Origin of the sequence: Galbitalea soli, from assembly GCF_010686725.1 — a bacterium.
GTDB lineage: Bacteria > Actinomycetota > Actinomycetes > Actinomycetales > Microbacteriaceae > Galbitalea > Galbitalea soli.
Genome location: NZ_JAAGWZ010000001.1, coordinates 25,683 through 52,187 on the forward strand (window position 1 = coordinate 25,683; position 26,505 = coordinate 52,187).

At 70.9% G+C, this 26,505-nt stretch carries 25 protein-coding genes; 12 read left to right on the plus strand and 13 right to left on the minus strand.

The genetic code is table 11. From position 1 onward, the window contains the following. Positions 1 to 3 precede the first annotated feature (3 nt). Entirely contained in the window at positions 4 to 510 is a 507-nt protein-coding gene (ilvN, locus tag G3T37_RS00105) for an acetolactate synthase small subunit (protein WP_163471322.1), read from the plus strand. A 103-nt stretch (positions 511 to 613) separates the two neighbouring features. Continuing rightward, the gene (ilvC, locus tag G3T37_RS00110) at positions 614 to 1,639 is read left to right on the plus strand and encodes a ketol-acid reductoisomerase (RefSeq protein WP_163471325.1); all 1,026 of its coding nucleotides are present in this window, start codon (positions 614 to 616) and stop codon (positions 1,637 to 1,639) included. Positions 1,640 to 1,783: 144 nt separating this feature from the next. On the opposite strand, the gene G3T37_RS00115 is transcribed toward ilvC, so the two are convergent. Genes G3T37_RS00115 through G3T37_RS00125 form a run of 4 tightly spaced genes read right to left on the minus strand, consistent with a single transcriptional unit; the run spans position 1,784 to position 4,079 of the window. Beyond that, positions 1,784 to 2,050 carry a DUF6510 family protein gene (locus G3T37_RS00115; protein WP_163471327.1) on the minus strand — a complete coding sequence of 89 codons (267 nt, stop codon included), beginning with the start codon at positions 2,048 to 2,050 and terminating at the stop codon, positions 1,784 to 1,786. After that, entirely contained in the window at positions 2,050 to 2,787 is a 738-nt protein-coding gene (locus G3T37_RS14600; protein WP_338401129.1) for a ferredoxin reductase, read from the minus strand. The genes G3T37_RS00115 and G3T37_RS14600 overlap by 1 nt, the downstream gene beginning before the upstream one ends. Then, complete coding sequence (locus tag G3T37_RS14605) at positions 2,784 to 3,377, minus strand: sulfite oxidase-like oxidoreductase (RefSeq protein WP_206673775.1); 594 nt, start codon at positions 3,375 to 3,377, stop codon at positions 2,784 to 2,786. Before G3T37_RS14605 ends, G3T37_RS14600 begins: the two co-directional genes overlap by 4 nt. A 9-nt stretch (positions 3,378 to 3,386) precedes the next feature. Next, on the minus strand, positions 3,387 to 4,079 hold the full coding sequence (locus G3T37_RS00125; protein ID WP_338401130.1) for a YoaK family protein: 693 nt from the start codon (positions 4,077 to 4,079) through the stop codon (positions 3,387 to 3,389). 83 nt (positions 4,080 to 4,162) lie between these two features. Here G3T37_RS00125 and G3T37_RS00130 point away from each other — a divergent pair, with 83 nt between their 5' ends. Beyond that, positions 4,163 to 5,245, plus strand: coding sequence for an acetamidase/formamidase family protein (locus G3T37_RS00130; RefSeq protein ID WP_163471330.1), 1,083 nt, complete (start codon positions 4,163 to 4,165; stop codon positions 5,243 to 5,245). Then, positions 5,238 to 6,797, plus strand: coding sequence for an AtzH-like domain-containing protein (locus G3T37_RS00135; protein ID WP_163471332.1), 1,560 nt, complete (start codon positions 5,238 to 5,240; stop codon positions 6,795 to 6,797). The genes G3T37_RS00130 and G3T37_RS00135 overlap by 8 nt, the downstream gene beginning before the upstream one ends. A 98-nt stretch (positions 6,798 to 6,895) precedes the next feature. On the opposite strand, the gene G3T37_RS00140 is transcribed toward G3T37_RS00135, so the two are convergent. From G3T37_RS00140 to G3T37_RS00160, 5 genes are all read right to left on the minus strand, one after another. Continuing rightward, a complete protein-coding gene (locus tag G3T37_RS00140; protein WP_163471334.1) occupies positions 6,896 to 7,519 on the minus strand; it encodes a DUF2510 domain-containing protein in 624 nt (207 codons plus the stop codon). Between the two features lie 82 nt (positions 7,520 to 7,601). Then, positions 7,602 to 7,919 carry a hypothetical protein gene (locus G3T37_RS00145; RefSeq protein ID WP_163471336.1) on the minus strand — a complete coding sequence of 106 codons (318 nt, stop codon included), beginning with the start codon at positions 7,917 to 7,919 and terminating at the stop codon, positions 7,602 to 7,604. Positions 7,920 to 7,924: 5 nt separating this feature from the next. Continuing rightward, positions 7,925 to 8,653, minus strand: a complete 729-nt coding sequence (locus G3T37_RS00150; protein ID WP_163471338.1) for a hypothetical protein — start codon at positions 8,651 to 8,653, stop codon at positions 7,925 to 7,927. A gap of 136 nt (positions 8,654 to 8,789) precedes the next feature. Continuing rightward, positions 8,790 to 9,800: a M48 family metalloprotease gene (locus G3T37_RS00155; RefSeq protein WP_174247710.1), complete on the minus strand. Its 1,011-nt coding sequence runs from the start codon at positions 9,798 to 9,800 to the stop codon at positions 8,790 to 8,792. Between the two features lie 50 nt (positions 9,801 to 9,850). Continuing rightward, the gene (locus tag G3T37_RS00160; RefSeq protein ID WP_163471340.1) at positions 9,851 to 10,222 is read right to left on the minus strand and encodes a BlaI/MecI/CopY family transcriptional regulator; all 372 of its coding nucleotides are present in this window, start codon (positions 10,220 to 10,222) and stop codon (positions 9,851 to 9,853) included. A 153-nt stretch (positions 10,223 to 10,375) separates the two neighbouring features. Here G3T37_RS00160 and G3T37_RS00165 point away from each other — a divergent pair, with 153 nt between their 5' ends. Genes G3T37_RS00165 through cydC form a run of 3 tightly spaced genes read left to right on the plus strand, consistent with a single transcriptional unit; the run spans position 10,376 to position 16,542 of the window. Then, a complete protein-coding gene (locus G3T37_RS00165; protein WP_163471342.1) occupies positions 10,376 to 11,971 on the plus strand; it encodes a cytochrome ubiquinol oxidase subunit I in 1,596 nt (531 codons plus the stop codon). Positions 11,972 to 11,983: 12 nt separating this feature from the next. Further along, entirely contained in the window at positions 11,984 to 13,012 is a 1,029-nt protein-coding gene (gene cydB, locus G3T37_RS00170) for a cytochrome d ubiquinol oxidase subunit II (protein ID WP_163471344.1), read from the plus strand. Beyond that, positions 13,009 to 16,542 (plus strand): thiol reductant ABC exporter subunit CydC, encoded by a 3,534-nt coding sequence (cydC, locus tag G3T37_RS00175; RefSeq protein WP_163471346.1) that lies wholly within the window; start codon positions 13,009 to 13,011, stop codon positions 16,540 to 16,542. The genes cydB and cydC overlap by 4 nt, the downstream gene beginning before the upstream one ends. Here the strand turns inward: cydC and G3T37_RS00180 are convergent. After that, a complete protein-coding gene (locus tag G3T37_RS00180) occupies positions 16,529 to 17,419 on the minus strand; it encodes a DMT family transporter (protein WP_163471348.1) in 891 nt (296 codons plus the stop codon). The genes cydC and G3T37_RS00180 overlap by 14 nt on opposite strands. A gap of 50 nt (positions 17,420 to 17,469) precedes the next feature. Beyond that, positions 17,470 to 18,330 carry a DUF4349 domain-containing protein gene (locus G3T37_RS00185; protein ID WP_163471350.1) on the minus strand — a complete coding sequence of 287 codons (861 nt, stop codon included), beginning with the start codon at positions 18,328 to 18,330 and terminating at the stop codon, positions 17,470 to 17,472. Positions 18,331 to 18,417: 87 nt separating this feature from the next. Here G3T37_RS00185 and G3T37_RS00190 point away from each other — a divergent pair, with 87 nt between their 5' ends. Beyond that, on the plus strand, positions 18,418 to 19,404 hold the full coding sequence (locus G3T37_RS00190; protein WP_163471352.1) for an aldo/keto reductase: 987 nt from the start codon (positions 18,418 to 18,420) through the stop codon (positions 19,402 to 19,404). An 81-nt stretch (positions 19,405 to 19,485) separates the two neighbouring features. On the opposite strand, the gene G3T37_RS00195 is transcribed toward G3T37_RS00190, so the two are convergent. Further along, entirely contained in the window at positions 19,486 to 20,319 is an 834-nt protein-coding gene (locus tag G3T37_RS00195; RefSeq protein ID WP_206673776.1) for an aldo/keto reductase, read from the minus strand. 122 nt (positions 20,320 to 20,441) lie between these two features. On the opposite strand from G3T37_RS00195, the gene G3T37_RS00200 reads away from it, so the two are divergent. Next, positions 20,442 to 20,795, plus strand: a complete 354-nt coding sequence (locus tag G3T37_RS00200) for a globin domain-containing protein (protein ID WP_163471361.1) — start codon at positions 20,442 to 20,444, stop codon at positions 20,793 to 20,795. A 28-nt stretch (positions 20,796 to 20,823) separates the two neighbouring features. On the opposite strand, the gene G3T37_RS00205 is transcribed toward G3T37_RS00200, so the two are convergent. Further along, positions 20,824 to 22,035 carry an MFS transporter gene (locus tag G3T37_RS00205; RefSeq protein ID WP_163471363.1) on the minus strand — a complete coding sequence of 404 codons (1,212 nt, stop codon included), beginning with the start codon at positions 22,033 to 22,035 and terminating at the stop codon, positions 20,824 to 20,826. A 259-nt stretch (positions 22,036 to 22,294) separates the two neighbouring features. On the opposite strand from G3T37_RS00205, the gene G3T37_RS00210 reads away from it, so the two are divergent. The 3 genes from G3T37_RS00210 to G3T37_RS00220 all read left to right on the plus strand — a co-directional run bounded on the left by G3T37_RS00210 (position 22,295) and on the right by G3T37_RS00220 (position 26,405). Next, positions 22,295 to 24,766, plus strand: a complete 2,472-nt coding sequence (locus tag G3T37_RS00210; RefSeq protein WP_174247711.1) for a ribonucleoside-diphosphate reductase subunit alpha — start codon at positions 22,295 to 22,297, stop codon at positions 24,764 to 24,766. A gap of 114 nt (positions 24,767 to 24,880) precedes the next feature. Then, entirely contained in the window at positions 24,881 to 25,879 is a 999-nt protein-coding gene (locus tag G3T37_RS00215; protein ID WP_163471367.1) for a ribonucleotide-diphosphate reductase subunit beta, read from the plus strand. Further along, entirely contained in the window at positions 25,872 to 26,405 is a 534-nt protein-coding gene (locus G3T37_RS00220) for a GNAT family N-acetyltransferase (RefSeq protein WP_163471369.1), read from the plus strand. Before G3T37_RS00215 ends, G3T37_RS00220 begins: the two co-directional genes overlap by 8 nt. Positions 26,406 to 26,505: the final 100 nt, after the last annotated feature.

Genomic DNA, 26,505 nt, shown 5'->3' on the forward strand with positions numbered 1-26,505 from the left:
ACCATGAGCCACGTACTCTCCCTGCTCGTCGAGGACAAGCCCGGCCTGCTGACGCGGGTCGCGGGACTCTTCGCGCGCCGCGGATTCAACATCGAGTCGCTCGCCGTCGGCACCACCGAGATCGAGGGCCTCTCGCGCATCACCGTCGTGGTGGACGTGGAGGACCTCCCGCTCGAGCAGGTCACCAAGCAGCTGAACAAGCTCATCAACGTGATCAAGATCGTGGAGCTGGATCCGGCGCAGTCGGTCACCCGTGAGCACATGCTCATCAAGGTGCGCACCGACGCCTCCACGCGATCGCAGATCCTCGAGGCGGTCGACCTCTTCCGCGCGCACGTCGTCGACGTGTCGCCGGACGCCCTGGTGATCGAGGTCACCGGCGACAGTGGCAAGGTGCAGGCGCTGCTGCGCGTGCTCGAGCCCTACGGCATCAAGGAGATCGCCCGCAGCGGTCTGCTCGCCATCGGACGCGGCTCGAAGAGCATCACCGAGCGCGTCTTCAAGAACTGACCAACAATCCATCCCAACCACAAGAAAGGCCGGCGAAGCGGCGCGAGGGCACTCGCGCGGTGGAGCGGGTTCGCCGAGTAGGACCGGCGGACAGAATCAGCACATGACCGAAATCTTCTACGACAAAGACGCCGATCTGTCGATCATCCAGGGCAAGAAGGTCGCCGTCATCGGCTACGGATCGCAGGGGCACGCGCACGCGCTCAACCTCCGCGACTCGGGTGTCGAGGTCGTCATCGGCCTGAAGCCGGACTCCAAGTCGAAGGCCAAGGCGGAGGAGGCCGGCTTCACCGTCCTCACCGCCTCCGAGGCGGCGGCCTGGGGCGACGTGATCGTCATCCTCGCGCCCGACCAGTACCAGCGCCACATCTACCGCGACGACATCCAGCCCAACCTCGCCGAGGGCAAGGCGATCCTGTTCGGTCACGGCTTCAACATCCGCTTCGGCTACATCGAGGCGCCCGAGGGCGTCGACGTGATCATGGTCGCGCCCAAGGGCCCCGGCCACACCGTGCGTCGCGAGTACGAGGCCGGTCGCGGAGTGCCCGTGATCGTCGCCGTCGAGAAGGACGCCTCCGGTCACGCCTGGGAGCTGGCCTGGAGCTACGCGAAGGGCATCGGCGGCCTGCGCGCCGGCGGCATCAAGACGACCTTCACCGAGGAGACCGAGACCGACCTCTTCGGCGAGCAGGCCGTGCTCTGCGGTGGCGTCTCGCAGCTCGTCCAGTACGGGTTCGAGACCCTCACCGAGGCCGGCTACCAGCCGCAGATCGCCTACTTCGAGGTGCTGCACGAGCTCAAGCTCATCGTCGACCTCATGTGGGAGGGCGGCATCGCCAAGCAGCGCTGGTCGGTCTCCGACACCGCCGAGTACGGCGACTACGTCTCCGGCCCGCGTGTCATCGACCCGCACGTGAAGGAGAACATGAAGGCCGTGCTCTCCGACATTCAGGACGGCACCTTCGCGACCCGCTTCATCAACGATCAGGACGCGGGAGCGCCCGAGTTCCTCGCCCTCCGCGAGAAGGGTGCCGCGCACCCGATCGAGGCGACCGGCAAGGAGCTTCGCGCCCTCTTCGCGTGGAAGCAGCAGGACGCCGACTACACGGACGGCTCCGCCGCCCGCTAGTCGCGCGCCGGGCATCCGGCAGACAACCGCGAACCGCGCCGATCCCTCGCCTCACGGGCGAGTGGGTCGGCGCGGTGTTGTTTCTGAGCGCGGTGTTGTTTCTGACGCCGGTGCGGGGTCGGCGCGGTGTCGTCGTGGGGCCGGTCAGGTGCCGGGGCGCGGCACGGAGAGCGCGGCGACGCCCGACAGCTCCAGCCGGGTGCGGTGCGAGCCCTGGATGATCGTCAGCAGCATCGCGCCGCAGCGGTGGCAGCGCACGATGTAGGTGTTCGGCTTCTGGTACACCATGGCCTCGGCGAGGTCGGCCACGTCGCCGCAACTCGCGCAGCGGCACGAGGCGCACGTCATGTCGGCGCTGAACAGCTCCGAGAGCGGTCCCGCCAGTGCGTTACCGTCGACGTGCGAGGTCATCAGGCACCTCCGAAGCGTTCGGTCTTCACGCGCGCGGCCGGGTGGCCGAGCTCGACGAGGAGGTCGGCGACGGTCTCGACGAAGCCGGTCGGCCCGCACACGAAGACCGCCGGGTCGAGCGCGGCCGGCACCACGGCCTCGGCGAGCCGCTCGCGCGTGACGCGCCCGGGCGAGCCCGACCACCCCTCGGGCGCGGTCCGGGTGTAGACCCAGTCGATGTCGAAGTGCGGCGACCGGGCGAGCTCGGCGAGCTCCGCCGCGAAGAACACGTCCTCGGGGGCGCGCACGGAGTAGAGCAGACGGAACGGAACGGTGGAGGCGACCGCCGCGTGTGCGCGCGCCATCGCCATGAGCGGCACGATGCCGGAGCCGCCGCCGATGAGCTGGACGGGCTCGGCGGGGGAGCGGTCATCCGCCGGCGGTCGCCACACGAACCACCCGCCGAGCGGTCCGCGCACCTCGAGCTGGTCGCCGACGATCAGCTCGTCGACGAGATAGGGCGACACCTCGCCGTCGGGGAGCCGGTCGACGGCGAGCTGGACGCGCGTGCCCGCGCCCGCGGTCGCGATCGAGTACGAGCGGGTCGCCGTGTACCCGTCGGGTGCGGTGAGGCGGAGGTCGAGGTGCTGACCGGCGAGATTGCCGGGCCAGCCGGGAACCTCGAGGTCGATGCTTCGGGACGTGGGCGTCTGCGGGGCGATCGCCGTGACCGTGCCCACCGTCCAGTCTCCCGTCACCAGTACCGCTGTTCGCGCCAGGGGTCGCCGTACATGTTGTACCCGTTCTGCTCCCAGAATCCGGGCTCGTCCTTCGGCATGATGCGCAGCGTGCGCACCCACTTCGCGCTCTTCCAGAAGTAGAGGTGCGGCACGAGCAGCCGCGCGGGACCCCCGTGCTCGGGGTCGAGGGGCGCACCCTCGAACTCGGTCGCGATCCACGCCTTGCCGCCGAGCAGATCGTCGACGGGCACGTTCGTCGTATAGCCGCCGTAGCAGCCGGCCATCGCGAAGCGACCGGCCACGTCGAGCCCATCGAGAACGCGGTCGAGCGAGACGCCGCGCCACGAGGTGCCGAGCTTCGACCAGCGGGTCACGCAGTGGATGTCGGTGTGGATCTCCTCCAGTCCGAGTTCGTGGAACTGCTCCCAGTTCCATGCCCGGGTCTCGGCCACGTCGCCGGTGACCCCGAACACCCAGTCGCTCGTCGCGATCGCGGGGGTCGGGCCTGCGGAGAGCACGGGGAAGTCCTCGGTGAGGTACTGGCCGGGTGGCAGCTGGGGAGACTCCTCGCGCCTGCGACCGGAGAACCCGCGGGAGATGATGGGCATGCGCCCAGACTATTCCCTGGCGTCGACGTTCGGTTGGCCGATGTGACCCAGGATTCCGACCGCGATCGTGACGAGCGCGGAGAGCGCCATCCCGAGGCCGAGGTGCACCCGCAGCAGGGCGGCTCCGGTCGCGGCACCCGCCCCCAGAAGCAGGATCGCGCCCGCGCGACGCTTCCACGGCTGGCCGCCGCCCCCGCCGAGCGTCGAGTCGAAGGCGAGACCGACGAGGGTCGAGGTGACGACGACGGTCGTGACGTCCTTCACGGCGATGTGCCGGGCGGCACCCGCCTGCATGCCCATCGCGTAGCCCAGGATGCCGGTCACCGCGAAGCTCAGCGCGTCCGGTCGCGGGCTCGGGAAGGCGAGGGACGCGATCGCGCCGACGCCGAGGATCACACCGACGACGGTGAACAGCGTCGTCGAGCGATGTGACCAGCCCGCCGCGATCGGCCGCAGCACGCGCCCGGCGGTCGCCGCGCCCGCCATGAACAGGACGAGCGCGATGACCGGCCCCACCACCGGCAGCTTGTCGGCGCCCGTGAGCGCCATCGCGAGAATCACCACGTTGCCCGTCATGTTGCCCGTGAACACCCGGTCGAGGCCGAGGTAGCCGACCGCGTCGATCACGCCGGTGGAAAAGGTGAGGGCGAGCATCAGGGCGAGATGGAGCGTGGCGGGATTCTGGCGCAGGCGATTCTTCACGGAGTCCTTCGGGGGTGAAAAAGGGGGGATTCCCACATCGATATGGTTTAGACAGTACCGTCCGTCGAAAGGGGGAGCCGCCCATGCGCTCACAGCAGATCCTGCAGCCCGGCGTCGGCCCCGTGCGCGCGGCCCACTACCTTCCGGCCGACCCGTCGACCGTGTTCTGGGGCCGCCTGCCCTGCGCCGCTGACGCCGCCGTGCTCGAGATCGAGCCGGGCGACGAGGTCACGATCGACACGATCAGCCACGAGGGGATCCTCGAGGATCAGGGCCGCGATCCCGCGGCCTACTTCGCGCTCTACGGCGTCGGGCCGGAGGCCGTGCTGCAGGATGCGATCGGGCTCGCTGCGTCCGAGCATCCGCGTGACCCCGCCGTCGACGGTCCGCACGTGATCACCGGCCCCATCGCCGTGCGCGGCGCACGCCCCGGAGACCTGCTCAAGGTGACCGTGGTGGAGCTGCTGCCGCGCGTGCCCTACGGCGTGATCTCCAACCGGCACGGTCGCGGAGCGCTGCCGGGCGAGTACCCGCGCGCGGAGGGTTCGGTGAGCGTCTTCGCTGCCGTCGAGGAGCGCGATGGCGCGCTCGTCGGCACGCTGCCGCGCGTGGCGGGCGGCGCGCACACCGTCGCCTTCCCGCTCGCCCCGTTCCTGGGCACGATGGGCGTCGCGGTGGCGGGCGAGGTGCGGCCGCACTCGGTTCCCCCGGGGCCCCACGGCGGCAACATCGACATCGCGTTGCTCACCGCGGGCAGCATCCTCTATCTGCCGGTGCAGGTCGCCGGCGCCCTCGCCTATGTCGGCGACCCGCACTTCGCCCAGGGCGACGGCGAGGTCGCGCTCACCGCGATGGAGGCCTCGCTGCGGGCGACCCTGCGGTTCGAGGTCGTGACCGAACAGGATGCGGTGGCCGCGTTCGGCCGTCAGCTGGGCCCGCTCGTCGAGACGGCCGACTACCTCGTGCCGACCGGCCTCGACGAGGATCTCGATACGGCCGTGCGCAACTGCGTGCGCGCCGCGATCGCCGTCCTGCAGGCGCGCTTCGGAATGGACCCCGAGCACGCCTACGCCTACCTGAGTGCGGCGACGGACTTCCGCATCTCGCAGGTCGTCGACCTCGTGAAGGGCGTGCACGCGACGATCCGGGTGGCGGACTTTGACTGACGCGCCGGTGCTGCTTCCCGAGGGCGCCGAGCTCCCCGACGGCCTCCTCGCCGCCTTCTGGGAGTACGAGCGCGCCCTCATGGCCAACGATCTGCCCGCCCTGGACGCCCTCTTCGCACCCGGCCCCGACACGCTGCGCGGTGACGCCGGGGGAGTTCTCCTCGGCCACGACGCCATCAGCGCGTTCCGCAAGGGTCGCGGCGGCTCGCCGCAGCGCACGATCCTCGCCGTGCACGTGCGACCGCTCGGCAAAGACACGGCCCTCGTCGTCGCCGTCACCGCACCGCTCAGCGGCGGCCGCGGCCAGCAGACCCAGCTCTGGCAGCGGGATGCCGCGGGCTGGCTCGTGCACGCCGCGCACGTGAGCCTCCCGGCGCCCGCGATCACGTCGACGGTCTGGCGCACGGTGGGCACCCCCCTCGTGGCGCCGACCGGCTCGGGACCCCTCGACGGCCAGACGGTCGCGGTGAAGGACCTCTTCGCGCTCGAGGGCCACGCGGTCGGCGGCGGTGTTCCCGCCTATCTCGCCGAGCAGGGTCCGAGTGCCCGGCATGCCGCGGCGGTGCGGGCGCTGCTCGGGGCGGGAGCCGCGGTACAGGGCATCGCGCAGACCGACGAGTTCGCGTACAGCATCGCCGGCCGCAACCCGCACTACGGCACCCCGCCCAACCCGGCCGTCGTGGGGGGAATCCCCGGCGGGTCATCCAGTGGGCCGGCCTCGGCGGTGGCGATGGGTCAGGCCTCGATCGGTCTGGCCACCGACACGGGCGGGTCGATCCGCGTTCCCGCCTCCTATCAGGGGCTGTGGGGCCTTCGCACGACCCACGGCGCGGTCGACCCCGACGGGCTGCTGGCGCTCGCGCCCTCCTTCGACACCGTCGGCTGGCTCACCCGGGAGCCGCGGGTGCTGCGGGCCGCCGCCGCGGCCTCCCTCGATGGCGCCCGCCAGCTGCCGCTGTCGCCGCGTTTCGCGATCGCGCCCGCGGTCGTCGGGAGGGCCTCGCCCCGGGTGCGCGAGGCGTTCGGGGCGGCCATGGAGGTCTTCGAGTCGTCGGGCCTGCTCACCGACCTCGCTGAGGTGGAGCTGGGCGACGTGGACGAGCTGTTCGAGACCTTCCGCACGATTCAAGGCGCCGAGGCGTGGGAGACGCACGGCGACTGGATCGACGCCCACCCCGGTGCCCTCGGCGCCGACATAGCGGCCCGCTTCGCCTGGGCCTCGCAACTCGACCCCGCGACGGTGGCGGCGGCGCGGGTGCGACGGGCGGCCGCCCGCACCCACATCGAAACCGCGCTCGACGGGAGAATCCTGCTCCTTCCCTCCGCCTCGTCGACCGCCCCGTCGACCACCGCGGATGCCGTTCAGATCGAGGCCACGCGCGCGGCCACGCTGCGGCTCACCGCGATCGCGGGACTCGCGGGATTCCCCGCCCTGTCGGCCCCGGTGCTGAGCGTCGCGGGTGATCCGGTCGGGCTGTGCCTCGTGGGTCCCCGGCACAGCGACCTCGCCCTGATCGGCGTGGGCGAGCTCTTTGCCGCCGCGATGCGCTGACCGCTGGCTGGAGACAGCGGGGCGGCGGAGATGGCAGGTCGGCGTCGGCGGCTGGGCGGCGTCGGCGGAGTAACGACCCGCTGCGGCGAGCCCGCTCGCTAGTAGCGGTGCAGCGGCGCCAGCTGCCCGATCACCGGAGCGATGGTCGACAGCAGGATCGAGAACACGACGATCACCGCGATGACGTAGGCGGCGATCCAGACCCAGAGCACGGCGAGTCCGCGACCCGTCCGCCGCCGCACCACGACCGCGCGACCGATCATGTAGACCATCCCGGTCTGCAAGAAGGCGAAGGCCCAGTGGAAGCGACGGGGCACGCCGCGCCGACCGAGCTCGCGCCAGTCGAAGTAGGCGAGCACGACGGTCAGGGCGAGGATGCACAGCCCCAGCAGCAGGGTGAGGCCGTAGCCCGGGCTCGCGGCCAGGCGCAGTGCGGCGGTGCCGTTCGCGTACGGGGAGCGCGCGTCGAGCATCGCGGCCCGCAGGTATCCGCCGAAATCGATGGGGAGGATCGTGAGGATCGTGGCGAGCGGGAGCACCGCGAGGATCCACGCGAACACCGTGTCGGGCGAGGTGCCCTCGGGTGCGCGGAGGGGCGGCTGCGGGGCGCCCTGGTTGTGGACCTGGTCGGTCCAGCGGGCGCCGTCCCACCACCGCACCCGACTCGACCCGGGTGACTCGGGGTACCAGCCGGGGGCGGCTGCGGGGGTGGGGTCGGACATCGGTGCTCCCTTGCCGTGCGAACGTGTTCCTCAAGGCTAGACCGCGCGGGCGCGCCTCCGCAGGGTCTGAAGTCCCGGTCGGCTACGGCGAGTCGGCCTGAGCGGCAGCGGCCTCGCCGTCGCGCACCTCGGATCCCGCGCCCGTGGTGGACTGGTCGGCCGCGTCGAGCTCGGAGGCGATCGCGTCGGTGTCGGTCGCGTCCGTGTCGGTCGCGGAGCCCGAGTCCGTGGCCGCGGGCGACGGCGACCGGGTGGGCGTCGCGGCGGCGGGGGACGCGCTCGTGGCGGGAGCCGGGGAGACGCCCGGTGTCGCGGAGGTGCCGGCGGAGCATCCGGCGAGCGCCAGGGCGAGCAGGATGCTCGCCCCGGCGCCGATTCCTGTGAGGGACGATCTGCGCATCGCGGTCACCGGATCGCGGCGAGAACCAGCTCGCCGTCGGCCCGTGCCTGCTTGAGATGGGCGATCGCCGTGCGGAGATCGGAGCGGATCGGCTGCATCACGGTGTGGTCGGCGTTGAAGGCGGAGGGTGTCACGGCGAGGGCTTTGGCGGCGAGACCGTTCAGCAGGGCGCTCGCGGCGCTGGTCTTGGCCGCCATGTCGGCGAGGTCGGCCTGCAGCGCCGGCGTGGACTTCGAGGCCTTGGGGCCTGCGAGCGCTGCGGCGAGCCGGTCGTGCGCCGAGGTCAGGCGAGGGATGCTGGTCGCCGTGAGTCGATCGGCGGCGGCAGCGAAGTGCGCCTGCGGCAGAGCGACGGCGTACACGCGGTACCCCGTGAAGATCGTGCGGTAGTCGGCTTTCGCCTGCGCGACCGTGGTGTCGGCCTGAATGGTCGCCTCGACCGTCTTCATGCCGGCGATGTCGGCGTTCAGGGTGGCGAGGATCTGCGCGCGGTCCGAGTCGGTCACGTCGTGGAGCGCGGTGATGCGCGCGACCGCCGTCGTGAGCGAGGTGATGCGCTGATCGGTCTTCAGCGTCGCCGACCGCTGGATCGCGGCGAGCGTGGTCGGCGACCCGGTGGGTGCGTCGCCGGCGGCGGCGGCGAAGGCGGGCGCACCCCCCGCGAGAACGAGGGTGGCCGTGGTCGTGGCCGCGAGGGCGGCACCGACGAGGCCGGTGCGGATGCTGCGCTTCATGCTGGACTCCTGCTCTGTGGTGGGCGTCGACGATCTCGACAGCACTCACGATGGGGTGCCCGTGTTCGGCGCGGATCAGCCGGATGTTCGGGGAATGTAAGGGCGGGGCCAGACGGTGCCCCTCTCCTCTGCTGGCTCAGGCCAGCGACGGCGCGATCAGGAGCACGGTCGGCACGGCGACGAGGGCGACCGCCACCGCGATGACCCCGGCGCGCGCGGCGAGGGTGAGCGGCTCCGGGGGGTCGACGAGCCGAGTCAGGCGGAGGCGGTCGCGATCGTGGGATCGGGTATCCGCCGGATACGCGATGCCGGTCGCGGATCGCACGACTCCGGCCGGAGCGAGCGCCGGGGTGCCCGGGAGTGTCGTGCCGCCCGAGGGGTCGCCATCGCGGCCGGGCGTGCCCCCCGCGACGAGCGCGATCGCGAGGGCGAGGGTGCGCGAGTCGGTGGATCGCCGCGCGGTGTCATCGGCGAGCATCTCGACGAGAAGGCCCACCTCGTGCTGCGCCCGCGTCGCGATGGGGAACCAGGGCAGCGAGGTGCGCCAGGCATCGAAGGCGAGCAGCACGACGTAGTGGCGCTGGATGAGGTGCGCCTTCTCGTGTTCGACGACCGCGGCGAGCTCGGCATCGTCGAGCAGGCTGACGAGCCCGCGGGACAGCACCGTGATCGATCCGAGGTTGCCGGGCAGGCAGTAGGCGAGGGGCGCGGCGCTGTCGAGCACGCGGGTGTTCGGCTGGGTGGCCGAGGGAGAGGAGAGCAGTTCGACGAGCCGGCGGTGGCGGAGGCGCTGCCGCTCGGTGACCACGAGCGTGAGCGCGAGATTGAGCAGGAGGTGGGCGGCGAGGACGCCCGCGAGGCTGAGCGATGCGATCGAGACGACCACGAGCGGGGTGGTGGTGATGCCGTGCGACAGTGCGCGCGCGAAGCCGCCCAGACCCGAGATGAGCGTGCCGCCGAAGGGGATGAGCCCGAAGGTCAGCAGCGAGCCGATCATGGAGAGGCCGCCCGCGAGCGCGATGGCCTGCCAGAGCAGGAGCGCGGTCGCCGGCGCCCGTGACGGCCACGCGGCGCGGGCGAGCAGAATCGGTGCCGGCCAGGCGAGCACGAGCGCGAGGGCGGCCAGGGCGAGGGATGCGGTCAGCACGGCGGCGCGCTCGCGGGCACGGGCGGGGTGGTCATGGCGGCGGCCGCGCGTCAGCGGTGCGAGCGGCTCTCGAGCAGCTCGCGCAGCAGCGCGGCCTCGCGCTCGCTGACCTGCCCGACGAAACGCTCGAGCACCGCACTGCGATTGGTCGCCGAGCCGAGCACCTCGTGCATGAGCTCGGCCATGTGGTCTTCGCGGGAGGCCTGTGCGCGGTAGAGGTGCGGCCGCGAGGTGCGCTGGCGCTGCACGAAGCCCTTGTTCTCCAGGCGGGAGAGCACCGTGAGCACGGTCGTGATGGCGGGGGAGCGGTCGACCTCCGCCGCGGCCAGCCGGTCGCGGAGATCGTAGGCCGTCATCGCCTCGTCGGAGGCCCAGAGGAACTCCATCACGCTTCGTTCGAGTTCGCCCAGTGTCGTCGCCATCCCCTCAGATTATCTCGGAATCGAGCGGGCTTCTACGTTTCGTAGAAATGATTTCTACATTGAGTAGAAATGCCGAGTCGGTCGGAGTAGAACTGAATTCTACGGCCGTGTAGAAATCCTGCGGTCGTCTCCGCAGACAAGATTGGCACCGTCGTGGATCCGCTCGAGATCGCCCGCTGGCAGTTCGGCATCACCACCGTCTATCACTTCTGGATGGTCCCGCTCACGATCGGGCTCGGCCCCCTCGTCGCCGGGATGCAGTGGCGGTGGATGCGCACGGGCGACGTGCGCTACCTGCGCATGACCAAGTTCTGGGGCAAGCTCTACATGATCAACTTCATCCTCGGAGTCGCCACGGGGCTCGTGCAGGAGTTCCAGTTCGGGATGGCGTGGAGTGAGTACGCGCGATTCGTCGGCGACGTGTTCGGGGCGCCGCTCGCGATGGAGGGGCTGTTGGCCTTCTTCGTCGAATCGACGTTCATCGGACTCTGGATCTTCGGCTGGGATCGGCTACCGAAGCGACTGCACCTCGCGACCCTCTGGATCGCGGTCGCCGGATCGGTTCTCTCGGCCTACTTCATCATCGTCGCGAACTCGTGGATGCAGCACCCGGTCGGTGTGACGCTCGTGAACGGGCGTCCGGTGATGTCCGACGTCTGGGCGGTGCTCAGCAACAACACCGCCATCGCCGCCTACACGCACACCCTGTTCGGTTCGCTCGGCGTGGGCGGGGCCTTCCTGCTGGGCATCGGCTGGTACCAGCTCTGGCAGCGGCGCCGCGACGGCATCGACACGGTGGATGCGACGGGTCGCGTGGTCGTGGGGGAGGCGCCGGAGATCCCCGGTCGCGACCGCGGCGACCACCGCGTGTGGCTCAGCTCGCTGCGAGTCGGCGCCGTCGTGGCGATGGTCGCCTTCGCGGGCGTCGCGATCACCGGTGACGCGCAGGGCAAGCTGCTTTTTCAGCAGCAGCCGATGAAGATGGCGGCCGCCGAGGCGGCGTGCGAGTCGGGAACCGGCTTCTCGGTGCTGTCGATCGGCGACCCGGGCTCGACCGACTGCTCGAAGGTCACCACGATCATCGAGGTGCCGGCCGTGCTCTCGTTCCTCGCCAACGGGAACTTCACGACGAAGGTGCGCGGGGTCAACGAACTGCTGCCCGAGTACCAGGCCGAGTACGGCACGACGCTCCCGAACAACCCGATCTACGGTTCGCGGGCCGGCGAGACGATCAATTACGTGCCGATCGTCGCGGTGACCTACTGGGGCTTCCGGATCATGATCGGCTTCGGCGCGCTCGCCGCGTTCGCCGCCGCGGTCGCCCTCTGGCTCACCCGCAAGGGCACGGTTCCGTGGTCTCGCTGGATCTCGCGCCTCGCCCTCGTGGGGATCCTCGCCCCGTTCGTCGCGAACACGGCGGGCTGGGTCTTCACCGAGATGGGGCGGCAGCCCTTCGTGGTCGCCCCCAACCCCACTGCGGGCGGAGTCGACGGGGTGTATCTGTTCACCGCCGCCGCCGTCTCGCCGGGCGTGAGCGCGGGCGAACTGCTCTTCTCGCTCATCGCCCTCGGCTCGGTCTACGGCGTGCTGATGGTCGTCGAGGTCATTCTGCTCGTCCGGTTCGTGCGTGCCGGTATCGCCGGGGTCATGCCCGTGGCGGCACCGGATGACCCACCCGACACCGACGCCGACGGCGACGCCGCGCACACCGCCGCCGACCGCCCCGACGTCCTCGCCTTCGCCTACTAGGAGAAACCGCTCATGGAGATCCTGCCCACCGTCTGGTTCGTCGTCATCGCCGTGCTCTGGACCGGCTACCTCGTGCTCGAGGGGTTCGATCTGGGGGTGGGCATGCACCTGCTCGTCTCCGCGCGCACCGAAACCGACCGACGCGTCATGCTCAACTCGATCGGCCCGGTCTGGGACGGCAACGAGGTGTGGCTCGTCACGGCCGGTGCGGCGACGTTCGCCGCGTTCCCCTTCTGGTACGCCTCGCTGTTCTCCGCGCTCTACCTTCCGCTCGTGGCGGTGCTGCTCGGACTCATCTTCCGGGCGGTCGCGATCGAGTATCGCGGCAAGGGGGCGAGCGACCGCTGGCGCCGGGTCTGGACGCTGGCGCTGGGCGCGGGCTCCTTCGTCGCTGCCTTCGGCATCGGCGCGCTCCTGGCGCTCACCACGACCGGGCTTCCCCTCGATGCGAACGGCGACCGGGTCGGCGGCCCCTGGGCCTGGTTCAGCCCCTGGGCGATCGTGGGCGGGCTCGCCGTCGTCGGCTTCTGCCTCGTGCACTCCTCGGCGTTTCTCGCGCTCAAGACCGACGGGCCGGTGCGGGTGGCGGCGCGGCGACGGACCGTCGCGTGGACCCCGCTCGCGGTTATCCCGATCGTGGTCTGGGTCGTGGGGGTGCAACTGCGGCATGGCTCGATCGTCACCTGGTCGCTCGTCGTGCTCGCCGTCGCGGCACTCGTCTGGGGATGGGTCGCGGCCCGCGCGAGCTGTGAGGGACAGGCCTTCGCCGGCATCGCGCTCTTCCTCGTGCTCGGCGTCGCCGCGATCTTCGGCGCGAGCTACCCCGTGGTGCTGCCCTCCACGCTCGATCCCGCGTGGAGCCTCACGGTGGCCACCGCGTCGAGCAGCCCCTATACGCTCGGTGTCATGAGTTGGGTGGCCGCCTTCGGAGTGCCCCTGGTGATCGCCTACCAGGCCTGGTCGTACTGGGTGTTCCGCCGGCGCATCTCCGGGGCGCACATCCCCGAGCCGCACGCGGTGCTCCCGGCCGTGCGGCGATGAGACGCGGGCTGCTCGCCGACCTCGGCCCGCGCGGCACCCGCGCGCTCTACCTGATGGGAGTGCTGGGCGCCGTGCGCGGCCTCGCCCTCGTCGGGTTCGCGGGGGGACTCGCGGCCGCGATCGCCGCGCTGGCCGCCGGTCGCGCCCCGGGCGAGTGGATGACCGCCCTCCAGCTCGCCTCCGCCTCCGCCCTCCTCCGCGCCGCCCTCGCCTGGACGGTCCCCGTCGTCGCCGCCCGCGCCTCTGCGGCCGCGAAGCGTGAGCTGCGCAGCGGTCTCGCCCACCGCGTCCTCTCCTCCTCCCGCGTCGCGGTGGGGCGCACCACGGTCACCTCGCTCGGTCTCGACGAGCTGGACAAGTACTTCGGCCAGGTGCTGCCGACGCTGGCGAGCGCGGCGACCGTTCCGCTGATCGTGGGCGCGCGCATCCTTCTCGCCGACTGGCTGAGCGCGCTCATCATCGTGCTGACGGTGCCGCTCGTGCCGGTCTTCATGGCGCTCATCGGCGCGCACACGCGCGACCGCGTGGACGCCGCCTCGGCGGAGCTGGGCCGCCTCGCCGACCACCTCGCGGAGCTGGCCCGAGGCCTGCCCGTGCTCGTGGGGCTCGGCCGCGCGGAGGAGCAGGCGGACGCGCTCGCGGCGATCTCGGCCGAGCATCGCACGCGGACGATGGCCACCCTCCGCACGGCGTTCCTCTCCTCGCTCGCGCTCGAACTCATCTCGACGATCTCGGTCGCCCTCGTCGCGGTCTTCATCGGCACGCGGCTCGTGGCGGGCCAATTGACGCTCGATGTCGGCCTTCTCGTGCTGCTGCTCGCGCCGGAGTGCTTCGCCCCGTTCCGGGATCTCGGGGCCGCCTTCCACGCCTCGCAGGACGGCCTCGCGGCGCTGCGCCGCGCGCGCGAACTCGTGGGCGCGGGGGCGGGTGCCGCGGAGGCGGGTGCCGCGCCCGTCGCTCCCGCCGCGACCGCCCGCGCCGCGGATGCCGCCGCCGCGCCCGCCGCCCCCGCCGCGCCCACCATCACCGTGCACGGTCTCTCGGTGCAGTACCCCGACCGCGACCGGCCCGCGCTCGCCGCGCTCGACTTCTCCCTCGCCCCCGGCCGCATCACCGCCATTCGCGGTCGCAGCGGAGCCGGCAAGTCCACGCTGCTCGCCGCGCTGGGCGGCATCCTCGACGGGGCCGTGGTCTCCGGTGAGCTGCTCGGCGTCCCGGCCGGACGGGTCGCGTACGTGCCGCAATACCCCCTCGCGGTCGCGGCGAGCGTGCGTGAGGAGCTGGGGCTGTACAGCGAGGGGCGGGCGGATGACCGCATCGCGGGCATCCTCGACCGGCTCGGGCTGGGCGCGCTCGGCACTGTGGACCCGGCCCAGCTGAGCCCGGGGGAGCTGCGCCGCCTCGCGCTCGCCCGCGCGCTCGTGCGGGTGGACGCGGGCGCGACGCTCGTGCTCCTGGACGAACCGACCGCGCACCTGGACGCGGCGAACGCGGAGCTCGTGCTGAGCGAGATCGCCGCGCTCCGCGGGCGGGCGACGGTCGTGGTCGCCTCCCACGACCGCGCTGTGGTGCGGCTCGCCGACGCCGCCGTTCTGCTGGGCGGGTCGAGCGGAGCGCACGCGAGCGCCGAGCTGCGGCCCGCGCGGAGCGTCCTCGGCGACGCCCTGGGCGGCGAGCCGAACAGCGAGAGCGACCGCGAGTCCGAGGGACCGTTGTCGCCCGCGACGGAGGCGTCGCTCGACCGCGGGGTGCCCGGCCCGGTCGTTCGGCGCCGCGCGGGGTGGTCATCCCTTCGCCCCGTTCTCGCCGGGGTTGGACCGCGCTCGGCGCTGCGCTTCGCCGCCGCTCTGCTCGTGGGCGCGCTCGCAACCGCGTTCGGCATGTCGCTCACCGCCGTGTCGGGCTGGCTCATCGTGCGTGCCGCCGAACACCCCGCCATCATGTACCTTCTCGTCGCGATCGTCGGCGTGCGCTTCTTCGGTCTGGGACGGTCCACCCTGCGCTACGCCGAACGGCTCCTCACCCACGACGCGGTGCTCGACTCCGCGGCCGGTCTGCGCGACCGCCTGTGGCGAGCCCTGGCCCGGCGCGGACCCTCCATGCGCCGCCTGCTGCGGGGTGGCAGCACCATCGACACGCTCGTCGTGCTCGTCGATCGCGTGCGCGATCTCGTGCCGCGCGTGATCGTGCCGCCGCTCGTCGGCGGTCTGGTCGGCCTCGCCTCACTCGTCACCGTGGCCCTCCTGCACGCTCCCGCCGTGCCGGTTCTCCTCCTCGTGCTCGTCGCCGGCTTCGTGATCGCGCCGGCCGTGGCCGGCTGGACCGATGCCCGGGCGAGCGAGCGCCGTGTGCGCGCGGGTTCCCTGCTCGCTCGGCGCCTCGCGGCCGTGATCGCGGCGGCACCCGAGTTGCGCGCCAACGGCGTCGCCCCCCGGGCGGAGGCCTGGCTGGCCGGCGTGGATGACCGCCTCTCCCGTCACGCCCGCCGCGGCTCCTGGGCGCTCGGGCTCGGCTCCGCGATCGCGGCCCTCGCCGCCGAGCTCGGCTCCGTCGCGATGATCGCCTCCACCGCTCACGCCGTCGGGGTCGGGGCGTCCGCCACCGCCCCGGGACACGTCAGCGCCGAGGTTCTGGCCGTGCTCGCCTTCCTTCCGCTCACGCTGCTCGAGCCGTTCCTCGCGACCGTCGACGCGGTGCAGCAGGCGGGCGCGCTCCGCGAGGCGGCCGCGGGTCTCGCCCCGGCCCCCGCGCTCGCCCCGGCCCCCGCGCCGCTGCCCGCCGCGGCACCCGCGACGCGCGGGGCAGCCCATCCCGCCCCCGCACCGCCCCCGCGGTCCGCCGCTCCCGGTGGCCGCACCGGCCCGCGCACGCCGGCCACGCTCGAGCTCGACGGCCTCGCCGCGCGCTGGCCCGAGTCGACGACGCACGCCTTCGACTCCGTCAGCGCGCGCGTCGACCGCGGGGAGTGGCTCGTCGTCACGGGCGCCTCGGGCGCGGGAAAGTCCACCCTGCTCACCGTGCTCCTGGGGCAGCTGCCCGCCGCGGCGGGCCAGGCGCTCGTGGGCGGACTCGATCCCGCGCGGGCCGCGGGGCTCGTCGCGTGGTGCCCGCAGGACGCGCACGTCTTCGCCTCCGGAATCCGCGGAAATCTCCTGCTGGGACGCCCGCGCGGCGAGGCGCCCAGCGATGCGGAGATGACGGACGTGCTCCGCCGGGTGGGTCTCGCCCCCCTGCTCGATCGGCTGCCGCGCGGACTCGACACCCCGATCGGATCGGAGGGCACCTCGCTCTCGGGAGGCGAGCGGCAGCGACTCGCCGTTGCCCGCACCCTGCTGAGCCCCGCACCGGTGATCCTGCTCGACGAGCCGACGGCGAACCTCGACGACGAGACGGCGGAGGCGATGATGGACGATCTGCGTCGCGCCTTCGCCGACCGTGTCGTCGTGCTCGTCACCCACCGCGCGAGCGACGCGCGGCCGGGCGACCGCGAGCTGCGCCTCGGCGCAGCGCCCGCGGCTACACCGCGCTGAGCAGGAGCGCCGCGGCGATCACGAGCACGATGCCGACCACCTGCACGGGAGCGATCCGCTCCCGGAAGACGGTCGCCGCCAACACCACGGTCGCGACGGGGTAGGTCGTGATGAGCACCGCGACGACCGCGAGGTCGCCCAGGTGCAGGGCGATCACGATGAAGCAGTTCGCCGCGCCCAGCAGCGCCCCCGACGCGGCGCTCGCGAGCCAGGCGCGGCGGGCGGAGCCGGGTGCGTGGTCGCGTGCGGCGGTCTCGACCAGCGGGCCCGACAGGCGGCCGCGGGTCAGCCGCAGCCCGGCCAGCAGGATGGCGAGCACGCCGAGCCCGACGATGATCTCCCACAGCGCCGGCACGATCCCGGAGTCGATGGGCGCGGCATCGAGGGCCACGAGCGAGAATCCCAGGGCGATGCCCGAGAAGACGGCGAGGACGGCGGCGCGCGGCGTGATGCGCACGGTCCCCTCGACGCGCGGCGGCGAGATGAGCACGATCGCGATGACCGCGACGCCGATCGCGACCCAGGCGAGCGCCGACAGCCCCTGCCCGCTGAACGCCGCGATCGCGATGGGCACGGTCGCCTGAATCAGGGCGATGAGCGGGGAGAGCAGGCTCATCGGACCGATCGCGAGCACCGCGTAGAACGCGAGCAGCCCCACGATCGCGAGAACCCCGCCGATCGCACCGGAGCTCACGGCCCCGCCGCTCCAGCGACCGCCGACGAACGGCAGGGCCAGCAGGATAACCACCGCCGCGAGCGCGTAGTTCAGGGTCGTCGCGCTCACCACGTTGAGCCGCTTGGCCGCCGCCCCGCCGAGGAAATCGGAGGCCCCGTAGACGAGGGCAGCGCTGAGGCTGAGCACGACGACGAGGACCATGCCACCAGTAAAGCGGGTGCCGGCGACCTCCGCCGACACCCGCCACCGGTTCAGGACGCCGGCGTCGCCCTCCGCCGGCGTCGGCGCACGATCCACAGCACGGCGAGGGCGATCACGGATCCGAGCAGCAGCCAGGGCAGCAGGTAGACGATCACGAGGAAGACGCTCGTGAAGAACGCGCCGAAGCCCGCGAGGCCCGCGAGGAGCGCGTCCCAGGGGGTGGTCGGCGCGGTGACCGGGGTGTCCGCGGGCGAGATCAGTCGCAGCTCGACCGTCGCCATGGCGACCTCGTCGCTCAGCAGCTTGCGCTGCGAGACCAGGCTGTCGAGCTCGCCCTGTCGGTCGGAGATCGCGGATTCGAGCTTGATGAGCGTGTCGACGTCGGCCGACTTCGACTCCAGCGCCAGCAGCCGGTTCACCGAGGTCGTGAGGGCGGTGATGCGGGCGTCGAGATCCTGCCCCTGGCTCGTCACGTCGTTCGCGCTCAGGTCGATCGTCTGCACCGCGCCGAGCGTCTTCAGCTTCGCGAGGGTCGCGGTGAGGACCGCGGCGGGGATCCGCAGGGTGAGGGTGGCGCCGGGGGCGGCGGTTTCGGTGCGAGCGGTCTGCGTGCGGGCATCCACCCGGCCACCGGCGGTCTCGACGATGGTGACCGCCCGCGTCGCCGCGCCGATCGGATCGCTCGCGGTGATCGTGACGGTTCCGCTCATGACGACCTCGCGCGGCGTCGTCACGGTCGTGCCGCCCCCGCTCGTGCCCTTGGAACCGTCGGTCGCGGGCTCGGGAGCGCCCACGGGAGCGCTCGCCACCCCGCCGCTCGTGGACGCGCCGGAATCCGCGGTGCCGGCGGTGCAGCCGGCCAGCGTGAGGGCGCTCGCGAGGAGCGCCGCTGTGATCAGTATTCGCCTCATGCTGCGACAGTACGACCGGGCCGCCCGCGCCTCTACCCAACGTTTGCGACGACTTGCACGTCTGCGGCGGCGAGTAGTGTCGGTCGCATGCAACAGCGCATCCTCGGTCGTACCGGCCGCACCGTCTCGGTCATCTCCCTCGGCACCTGGCAGTTGGGCGGTGACTGGGGCAGCGTGAGCGAATCGGATGCCGCGGCCGTGCTCGACGCCTCCCTCGAGTCGGGCGTCACCATGTTCGATACCGCCGACGTCTATGGCGACGGGCGCAGCGAGCAGCTCATCGGCTCCTACCTCGCCGACCGGCCCGCGACGGAGGTGCTCGTCGCCACGAAGATGGGCCGGCGCGAGGCGCAGGATCCGGCGAACTTCACGCTCGAGAACTTCCGCCGCTGGACGGATCGCTCGCGCGCGAATCTGCGCACCGACACCCTGGACCTCGTGCAACTGCACTGCCCGCCCACCGTGGTGCTGTCCACCGACGCCGTCTACGACGCGCTTGACCTCCTCGTCGAGGAGCGGGCGATCGCCGCCTACGGGGTCAGCGTCGAGACCACCGCCGAGGCACTCGCCGCGATCGCGCGCCCCGGGGTGGCCAGTGTGCAGATCATCCTCAACGCCTTCCGGCTCAAGCCGCTCGACGAGGTGCTGCCCGCGGCCGTCGCCGCCGGTGTCGGAATCGTCGCGCGGGTTCCGCTCGCGAGCGGGCTGCTCAGCGGCACGTACACGAGCGACACCGTCTTCGCCGAGAACGATCACCGCAACTACAACCGTCATGGCGAGGCCTTCGACGTCGGCGAGACCTTCTCCGGCGTCGACTACGAGGCCGGCGTCGCGGCCGCCCGCGAGTTCTCGGCGCTCGCCGCCTCGGTGGGGCTCGCGCCGGCGACCGCCGCGTTGGCCTGGGTCGCCCAGCTGGAGGGCGTGAGCACGGTCATCCCCGGTGCCCGCAACGCCGAGCAGGCGCGCGCGAACGCGGCGGCGGGGTCGGTGCCCACCCTGCCCGACTCCTTCACCGTGTCGGTGCGCGAGCTGTACGACCGATACTTCCGCGCCGCGGTGCACCCGCGCTGGTAGCAACGGCTCCGCCGGGGCGCCGGTCGCGCCGGGAGTGATCCGGCGCGGGGCCGGCCGGGCGAGGCGCCGGACCGGGCCCGATCAGCCGAAGTGCTCGGGATCCTTGCCGGTGCGCTCGCCCGACTCGAGAGCGGCGATCCGGCTGAGGTCGTCGTCGCTCAGCTCGAAGTCGAACACCCGGGCGTTCTCGGCGACCCGCGCGAGCGAGTTCGACTTCGGAATCACCACGACACCGGCCTGCAGGTGCCACCGCACCACGACCTGCGCGGGTGAGCGGCCCAGTCGCTCTGCGATCGCCCCGATCACCGGGTCGTCGAGCACCCGGCCGCGGGCGAGCGGCGACCACGACTCGGTCAGGATGCCCTGACTCCGGTCGAAGGCGCGCACCGCGCTCTGCGGCAGCCACGGGTGCAGCTCGACCTGGTTGATCACGGGGGCCTCGCCCGTCTCCGCGATGATCCGCTCCAGGTGGGGGATCGCGAAGTTGCTCACGCCGACCGACCGGACGCGGCCCTCGTCGCGCAGGCGCAGCAGGGCGCGCCAGCTCTCCACGTACCGGTCCTGAGCGGGGCACGGCCAGTGGATGAGGTACAGGTCCACGTAGTCGAGGCCGAGCAGCTCGAGGCTGCGATCGAAGGCGCGGAGGGCGCGGTCGTAGCCGTGGTCGTCGTTCCAGAGCTTGGTGGTGAGGAAGAGCTCCGAGCGGTCGACGCCTGAGGCGCGCATCCCCTCGCCCACACCGCGCTCGTTGTCATAGAGCGTCGCGGTGTCGAGGTGCCGGTAGCCGAGCTCGATCGCCCCTGCGACCAGCTCGGTCGCGTGCGCGTCGGCGACCTTGTAGACGCCCAGTCCGAGCTGCGGGATGGAGTGGCCGTCGGAGAGCCGGAGGCTGGGGGAGAAGGTGGGGGAGGTCATCCCCACCATTGTCACACCCCTCTCGTGCGGCGATTCATGGACGATTGCGCGAGGATCGACAGTCGGCTGCGTAAGGTGGCAGTAGCATCGCCCCGGGGCGATCGCGGGTGAGAGAGGTTGCAGTGACCCTCGTTGATGCGGACGGCGGTGCCGATGCGGTCGCCGTCGCCGTGGACGCCTTCTACACCCGGCTGATGGATGACCCCGCGCTCGCCGCGCGTTTCGAGGGCGTCGACCTGCGCAAGCTCATCGGTCACCAGCGCGCCTTCGTCGTCGCCGCGCTCGGTGGAGCGGACCTCTACCTGGGGCGCGACATGCGGTCGGCGCACGCCGGCCTGCAGCTGACCGATGCCGAGTTCGACAGCGCGGTGCGGCACCTCAGCGACAGCCTCGCCGAGGCGGGGTTCGCGGGCAGCCTGATCGCGGTGCTCGCCGCGAGACTCGAGCCCCTGCGCGCGCAGATCGTCGGCGCCTGAGCGGACCCCCACCCGTGGCGGCGGGGCATCAGCTCGGCTGGATGGGAACCGGCTCGGTGTCGGGAATCGGGCTGCTGTCGCGACCCCGAAGATCGGGGTGCCAGCGGTGGAACACCGTCCCGGCGAACGCGCCGAGCAGGGCGAGCGCGGTCGCGACGACGAAGCCGCCGATCGGCCCCGTGCCGTCGATGAAGAATCCGGCGACCGCGGAGCCCGCCGCGGCACCGATCAGCTGGCCGGTGCCGACCCAGCCGTACGCCTCCGCCGTGTCGCTGAAGCGCACGCTGGAGGCGACGATCGCCGACATCACGCCGAGCGCGGGGGCGATGCCGAGTCCCGCGATGAGCAGCGTGGCCGACAGCCCCCAGAAGTTGCCGATCGCGAAGGTCGCGAGCCCCATGCCGACCGCGACCACGATCATGCGCCGGGCGAGGGCCCAGGGTCCCACGGGCAGGTGGCCCAGCGCGAGACCGCCGATGAGCGAGCCGATCGACCAGATGGCGAGCACGATGCCGCCCTGCGGTCCGCCGTGGCCGAAGACCGACACGACGGAGGCCTCGACGGCGGCACAGGCGCCGATGAGCAGGGTGCCCACGATCACCGAGAGCAGCACGGGCTTCTTGAGCAGCACGGTGCCGAGTCGACGGCGACTGCGGGGGATGCGCACCCGACCGACCTCGGGCGAGAGCACGAACCACAGCCCGCCGCCGAGCATGAACACGCCCGCCACCACGATTCCGAGCACGGTCGAGATCTGGATGGACACGAAGGTCGTGATCACGGGCCCCACCACCCAGATGACCTCCTGCGCCGCGGCGTCGAGGGCGAAGAGCGGGGTCAGCTGACCAGCGGTCACCATCTTGGGGTAGATCGTGCGGACGGCCGCCGTCACCGGCGGGGTGCTGAGCCCGCCGATGAACCCCACGACCATGTAGCTCGCGACCTCCATGTAGATGAAGGCGATCGAGAACACCGCGGCCGAGCACACGAGGGTCGTGAGGATGAGCACGGGCCGCATGCCCCAGCGCCCCATCCATCGGCTCGTCAGTGGTCCCGCGATCGCCTGACCGATGCTCGTGGCGGCGAGCACGAGACCGGCGGCGCCGTAGGAGTGGTGCACGTACTGCACGTGCAGGAGGTAGGCGAGCGAGAGCATCCCGTTCGGAATCCGCGCCGTGAGCTGCGCGGCGATGATCCGGGCGACCCCCGGAGTCTTCAGCAGGTTCGCGTAACTACTCACAGGGCACGATCCTATCGGTGGAGGACGCCCGGAGCCGGGGCCGGGACGGCGCCCGTTTCGGCCCAGGACCGGCCTTTTTCCGACTGTCGGCGGTGCCGCCTAGCCTGTGTAGAAACCAGACAAGTTATGCACAGCTGTGGATGACACGCCCACTACATCTAGGGTTCGCACCATGTCGGTGGCCCGATATATAGTGATTGAACCGTGGGGCCGAGGGGCCCTCCGTGGGGGCATCATCCGGGGAAATAAGGAGTTTTTTGTGGCAATCACCGTAGTCAAGCGCGATGGGCAGCGCGAGCCGTACGACGCGAACAAGATCAACCTCGCGATCGAGCACGCCAGTGCCGGTCTCGACGAGAACATCACCTGGGTCACCCAGATCGCGTCCGAGCTCGAGCTCACGCTCTTCGACGGCATCACCACGCAGCAGCTCGACGAGGCGGTCATCCAGGTCGCCCTGCAGAACGTCAAAGATGACCCCGCCTTCGACATCGTTGCGGCCCGACTCCTCCTCAAGACCATCTACAAGCGCGTGCTCGGCGACTACTCCACCGCCGAGGAGCTCAAGGCCCTCCACGCCGCGCACTTCCCCACCAACGTTCGCCGCGGTGTCGCCGAGGGGCTCCTCGACTCGCGCCTGACCGAGCTCTTCGACCTGGACGTGCTCGCCGCCGCCCTCGACCCGGTCCACGACGAGCTGCTCAAGTACATCGGCGTCGTCACGCTCAACAACCGCTACGGCATCAAGGGCCGCAACGGCGACGCGCTCGAGGTGCCCCAGTACTTCTGGATGCGCATCGCGATGGGCCTCTCGCTCAACGAGGTCGACCCCACGGCGCAGGCCATCCGGTTCTACGAGAAGATGTCGCGCCTCGAGTACCTGGCCGCCGGCTCCACCCTCGTCAACGCGGGCACGGTCTACCCCCAGCTCGCGAACTGCTTCGTCATGGAGATGCAGGACGACATGGAGCACATCGCCAAGACCACGCGCGACGTCATGTGGCTCACCAAGGGAACCGGCGGCATCGGCCTCTCGGTCTCGAAGCTGCGCGCGCAGGGCTCGCCCATCCGCTCGAACAACACCACCTCGACCGGCCCCATCCCGTTCATGCACACGATCGACTCGATCCTGCGCGCGGTCAGCCGCGGCGGCAAGAAGTTCGGCGCGCTGTGCTTCTACATGGAGAACTGGCACCTCGACTTCCCGGAGTTCCTCGACCTCCGCCAGAACTCGGGCGACCCGTACCGGCGCACCCGCACCGCGAACACCGCCGTGTGGATCAGCGACGAGTTCATGAAGCGCGTGCAGAACGACGACGACTGGTACCTCTTCGACCCGCTCGAGGTCGCCGACCTCGGCGAGCTCTACGGCAAGGCCTTCTCTGCGCGGTACAACGATTACGTCGCGAAGGCCGAGGCCGGTGAGATGCGCATGTTCAAGAAGATCGGTGCGCGCGAGCAGTTCAAGTCCATCCTCATCTCGCTGCAGACGACGAGTCACCCGTGGTTGACCTGGAAAGACACGATCAACAACCGCGCGCTCAACAACAACACGGGCACGATCCACCTCTCCAACCTCTGCACCGAGATCACCCTCCCGCAGGACATCGACAACGTCTCGGTCTGCAACTTGGCCTCGATCAACCTCTCGCGCCACCTCGACGACGCGGGCAAGCTCGACTTCTCGCGCATCGAGGAGAGCGCCCGCATCGCGGTGCGCCAGCTCGACAACCTGATCGACATCACGCGGTCGTCGGTGAAGGAGGCGGACTTCTCCAACCACCAGAACCGCGCCGTCGGGCTCGGGGTCATGGGCTTCACCGACGTCATCGAGCGCCTCGGCTACAGCTACGAGAGCGAGGAGGCCTACGAGCTGATCGACGAGATCATGGAGCACGTCTCCTACGCGGCCATCGACGAGAGCGCCAACCTCGCCCAGGAGCGGGGTGCGTACCCGAACTTCGAGGGATCGCGGTGGTCGCAGGGCCTCGTTCCCCTCGACTCGATCGCGCTCACCGAGGCCGACCGGGGCACCGAGATCAAGGTGAACCGCACGAGCCGGCTCGACTGGGACGCGCTGCGCGCGAAGGTCAAGGGCGGTATGCGCAACGCGACGCTCATGGCGATCGCGCCCACCGCATCCATCGGCCTCGTCGCCGGCACGACCCCCGGTCTCGACCCGCAGTTCTCGCAGATCTTCAGCCGCGCCACCTCCAACGGCAAGTTCCTCGAGGTCAATCGCAACCTCGTGACCGACCTGCAGAAGCTCGGCCTCTGGGACTCCACCAAGGAGACGATCCTGCGCAGCCAGGGCGATATCCAGAACATCGCCTCCATCCCGGACTCGGTGAAGGCGACCTACAAGACGAGCTTCCAGCTCTCGCCCTACGCCTTCCTCGAGGTGGCGGCGCGCGCGCAGAAGTGGATCGACCAGGCGATCAGCCGCAACATGTACCTCGAGACGCGTGACCTCGGCGACATGATGGACATCTACTTCGCGGCCTGGGAGAAGGGCGTCAAGACGACCTACTACCTGCACATGAAGCCGCGCCACACGGCCGAGCAGTCGACCGTCAAGGTGAACAAGTCCGAGGAGATCGGCACCCCCGCCGCCCGCAAGGGCTTCGGGGCGGCCGCCGCCGCTCCCGCCACCGCCGAGGTCCCCGTCGAGCCGGCCGCGCCCAAGCGCGGTTTCGGCTTCGGCGGGCTCGCCCCGAAGGCGGACGCCTGATGTCCGGAGGATTCACCACGACCGCACCCTTCGAGTACGACGTTCCCGTGGACCCCATGGACGAACTCCAGTGCGACAGCTGCCAGTAACCATCACAAGGAAGAAGTAGAACTCATGGGCATCCTCGGAACCGGCCTTCAGGAAGGTCTTCTGCTCAAGCCGATCAAGTACAAGTGGGCGATGGACCTGTACGACCAGGCCGTCGCCAACACCTGGTTCCCCAACGAGATCCAGTTGGGCGAAGACATCGCCGACTTCAAGAAGATGACCGACGAGGAGCGCCACGCGGTCACCTTCCTGATGAGCTACTTCAACCCGAACGAGCTGCTCGTCAACAAAGCGCTCGCCTTCGGCGTGTACCCCTACGTGAGCGCGGCCGAGTGCAGCCTGTACCTCGCCAAGCAGATGTGGGAGGAGGCCAACCACTGCATGAGCTTCGAGTACGTGCTGGAGACCTTCCCGATCGATCGCGATGCCGCCTACAACTCGCACGTCGACATCCCGTCGATGGCGCGCAAGGAGGAGTTCGAGATCAAGTTCATCCGTCGGATGACCGAGCAGACGCTCGACATCACCACGACGGAGGGCAAGAAGGACTTCATCCGCAACCTCGTCGCGTACAACGTCATCCTCGAGGGGGTGTGGTTCTACTCCGGCTTCATGGTCGCGCTGTCGTTCCGTCAGCGGAACCTGCTTCGCAACTTCGGCTCGCTCATGGACTGGGTCGTTCGTGACGAGTCCTTGCACCTGAAGTTCGGCATCAACCTCATCCTCACCGTGCTGGAGGAGAACCCCGACCTGCAGACACCGGAGTTCGCGGCCGAGATCAAGCAGATGATCCTCGACGCGGTCGAAATGGAAGAGCAGTACAACCGTGACCTGCTCCCGGGCGGAATCCTCGGCCTCAACGCCAACTACATCAACCAGTACGTGAAGTACCTGGCCGACCGGCGACTGGAGGAGCTCGGCTTCGAGCCCGAGTACAACGTCTCGAACCCCGCGAAGTGGATGGCCGCGGCGAACGACACACTGCAGCTCGTCAACTTCTTCGAGTCGACGAACACCTCCTACGAGTCCAACGCCTCCGCCACGGTGGCCGCGAAGAGTGAGTGAGCCGACGTCGGGTCCGGAGGCCTCGGCGGCCGGACCCGACGCCCCGGTGGTCGAGCTCCTCCGGGTCGACTGGTCCGACCCGCGCGCGGCGCGCCTGCGTGATGAGATGGACTCCGAGATGGGCCTGCTCTACGCCGGGCGGATGTTCGGCGCCGGTGAGGCGCTCGAGGCCGCCGTGCACGCGGCACTCGCCATCGACGAGACCACGATCGTCACCTCCGTTCTCGCGATCCTCGGCGGCCGGGCCGTCGGTCACGCGGGAATCCGCCGCTATGACGACGCCTTCGAGGTGCGAAAGGTCGTCGTCGAGCCGGGCGCCCGCGGGCTCGGTCTCTCCAAGGCCCTCATGGCCGAGCTCGAGGTGATCGCGCGCGAGCACGGCGTCACTCGACTGCTCCTGCAGACCGGCGACCTCCAGCGGGAGGCGATCGGACTCTACGAGCGCATCGGCTATCACCGAGTTCCCGTCTACGGGGGCTACGGCGCGATCCCCGGAGCCATCTGCTACGAGAAGATTCTGCGCTGACGCGCAATTAACAATCGAATCTCCTCAGAATTGCGCGGAAAACCCCGCGTCAACCAGATGTAGGCTCCGATCAATCGCGACGACACTGATGTCGGAGGCA

Coding starts and splice junctions, on each gene's coding strand:
- G3T37_RS00160 (WP_163471340.1), bottom strand. CDS start 10,222: ATGGCGACGACACTGGGCGAACTCGAACGAAGCGTGATGGAGTTCCTC.
- G3T37_RS14605 (WP_206673775.1), bottom strand. CDS start 3,377: ATGCCCATCATCTCCCGCGGGTTCTCCGGTCGCAGGCGCGAGGAGTCT.
- G3T37_RS00140 (WP_163471334.1), bottom strand. CDS start 7,519: ATGTCCGACCCCACCCCCGCAGCCGCCCCCGGCTGGTACCCCGAGTCA.
- G3T37_RS00195 (WP_206673776.1), bottom strand. CDS start 20,319: ATGACCTCCCCCACCTTCTCCCCCAGCCTCCGGCTCTCCGACGGCCAC.
- G3T37_RS00185 (WP_163471350.1), bottom strand. CDS start 18,330: ATGAGGCGAATACTGATCACAGCGGCGCTCCTCGCGAGCGCCCTCACG.
- cydC (WP_163471346.1), top strand. CDS start 13,009: ATGAGACGCGGGCTGCTCGCCGACCTCGGCCCGCGCGGCACCCGCGCG.
- G3T37_RS00130 (WP_163471330.1), top strand. CDS start 4,163: ATGCGCTCACAGCAGATCCTGCAGCCCGGCGTCGGCCCCGTGCGCGCG.
- ilvN (WP_163471322.1), top strand. CDS start 4: ATGAGCCACGTACTCTCCCTGCTCGTCGAGGACAAGCCCGGCCTGCTG.
- G3T37_RS00190 (WP_163471352.1), top strand. CDS start 18,418: ATGCAACAGCGCATCCTCGGTCGTACCGGCCGCACCGTCTCGGTCATC.
- G3T37_RS00215 (WP_163471367.1), top strand. CDS start 24,881: ATGGGCATCCTCGGAACCGGCCTTCAGGAAGGTCTTCTGCTCAAGCCG.
- ilvC (WP_163471325.1), top strand. CDS start 614: ATGACCGAAATCTTCTACGACAAAGACGCCGATCTGTCGATCATCCAG.
- cydB (WP_163471344.1), top strand. CDS start 11,984: ATGGAGATCCTGCCCACCGTCTGGTTCGTCGTCATCGCCGTGCTCTGG.
- G3T37_RS00115 (WP_163471327.1), bottom strand. CDS start 2,050: ATGACCTCGCACGTCGACGGTAACGCACTGGCGGGACCGCTCTCGGAG.
- G3T37_RS00180 (WP_163471348.1), bottom strand. CDS start 17,419: ATGGTCCTCGTCGTCGTGCTCAGCCTCAGCGCTGCCCTCGTCTACGGG.
- G3T37_RS00150 (WP_163471338.1), bottom strand. CDS start 8,653: ATGAAGCGCAGCATCCGCACCGGCCTCGTCGGTGCCGCCCTCGCGGCC.
- G3T37_RS00145 (WP_163471336.1), bottom strand. CDS start 7,919: ATGCGCAGATCGTCCCTCACAGGAATCGGCGCCGGGGCGAGCATCCTG.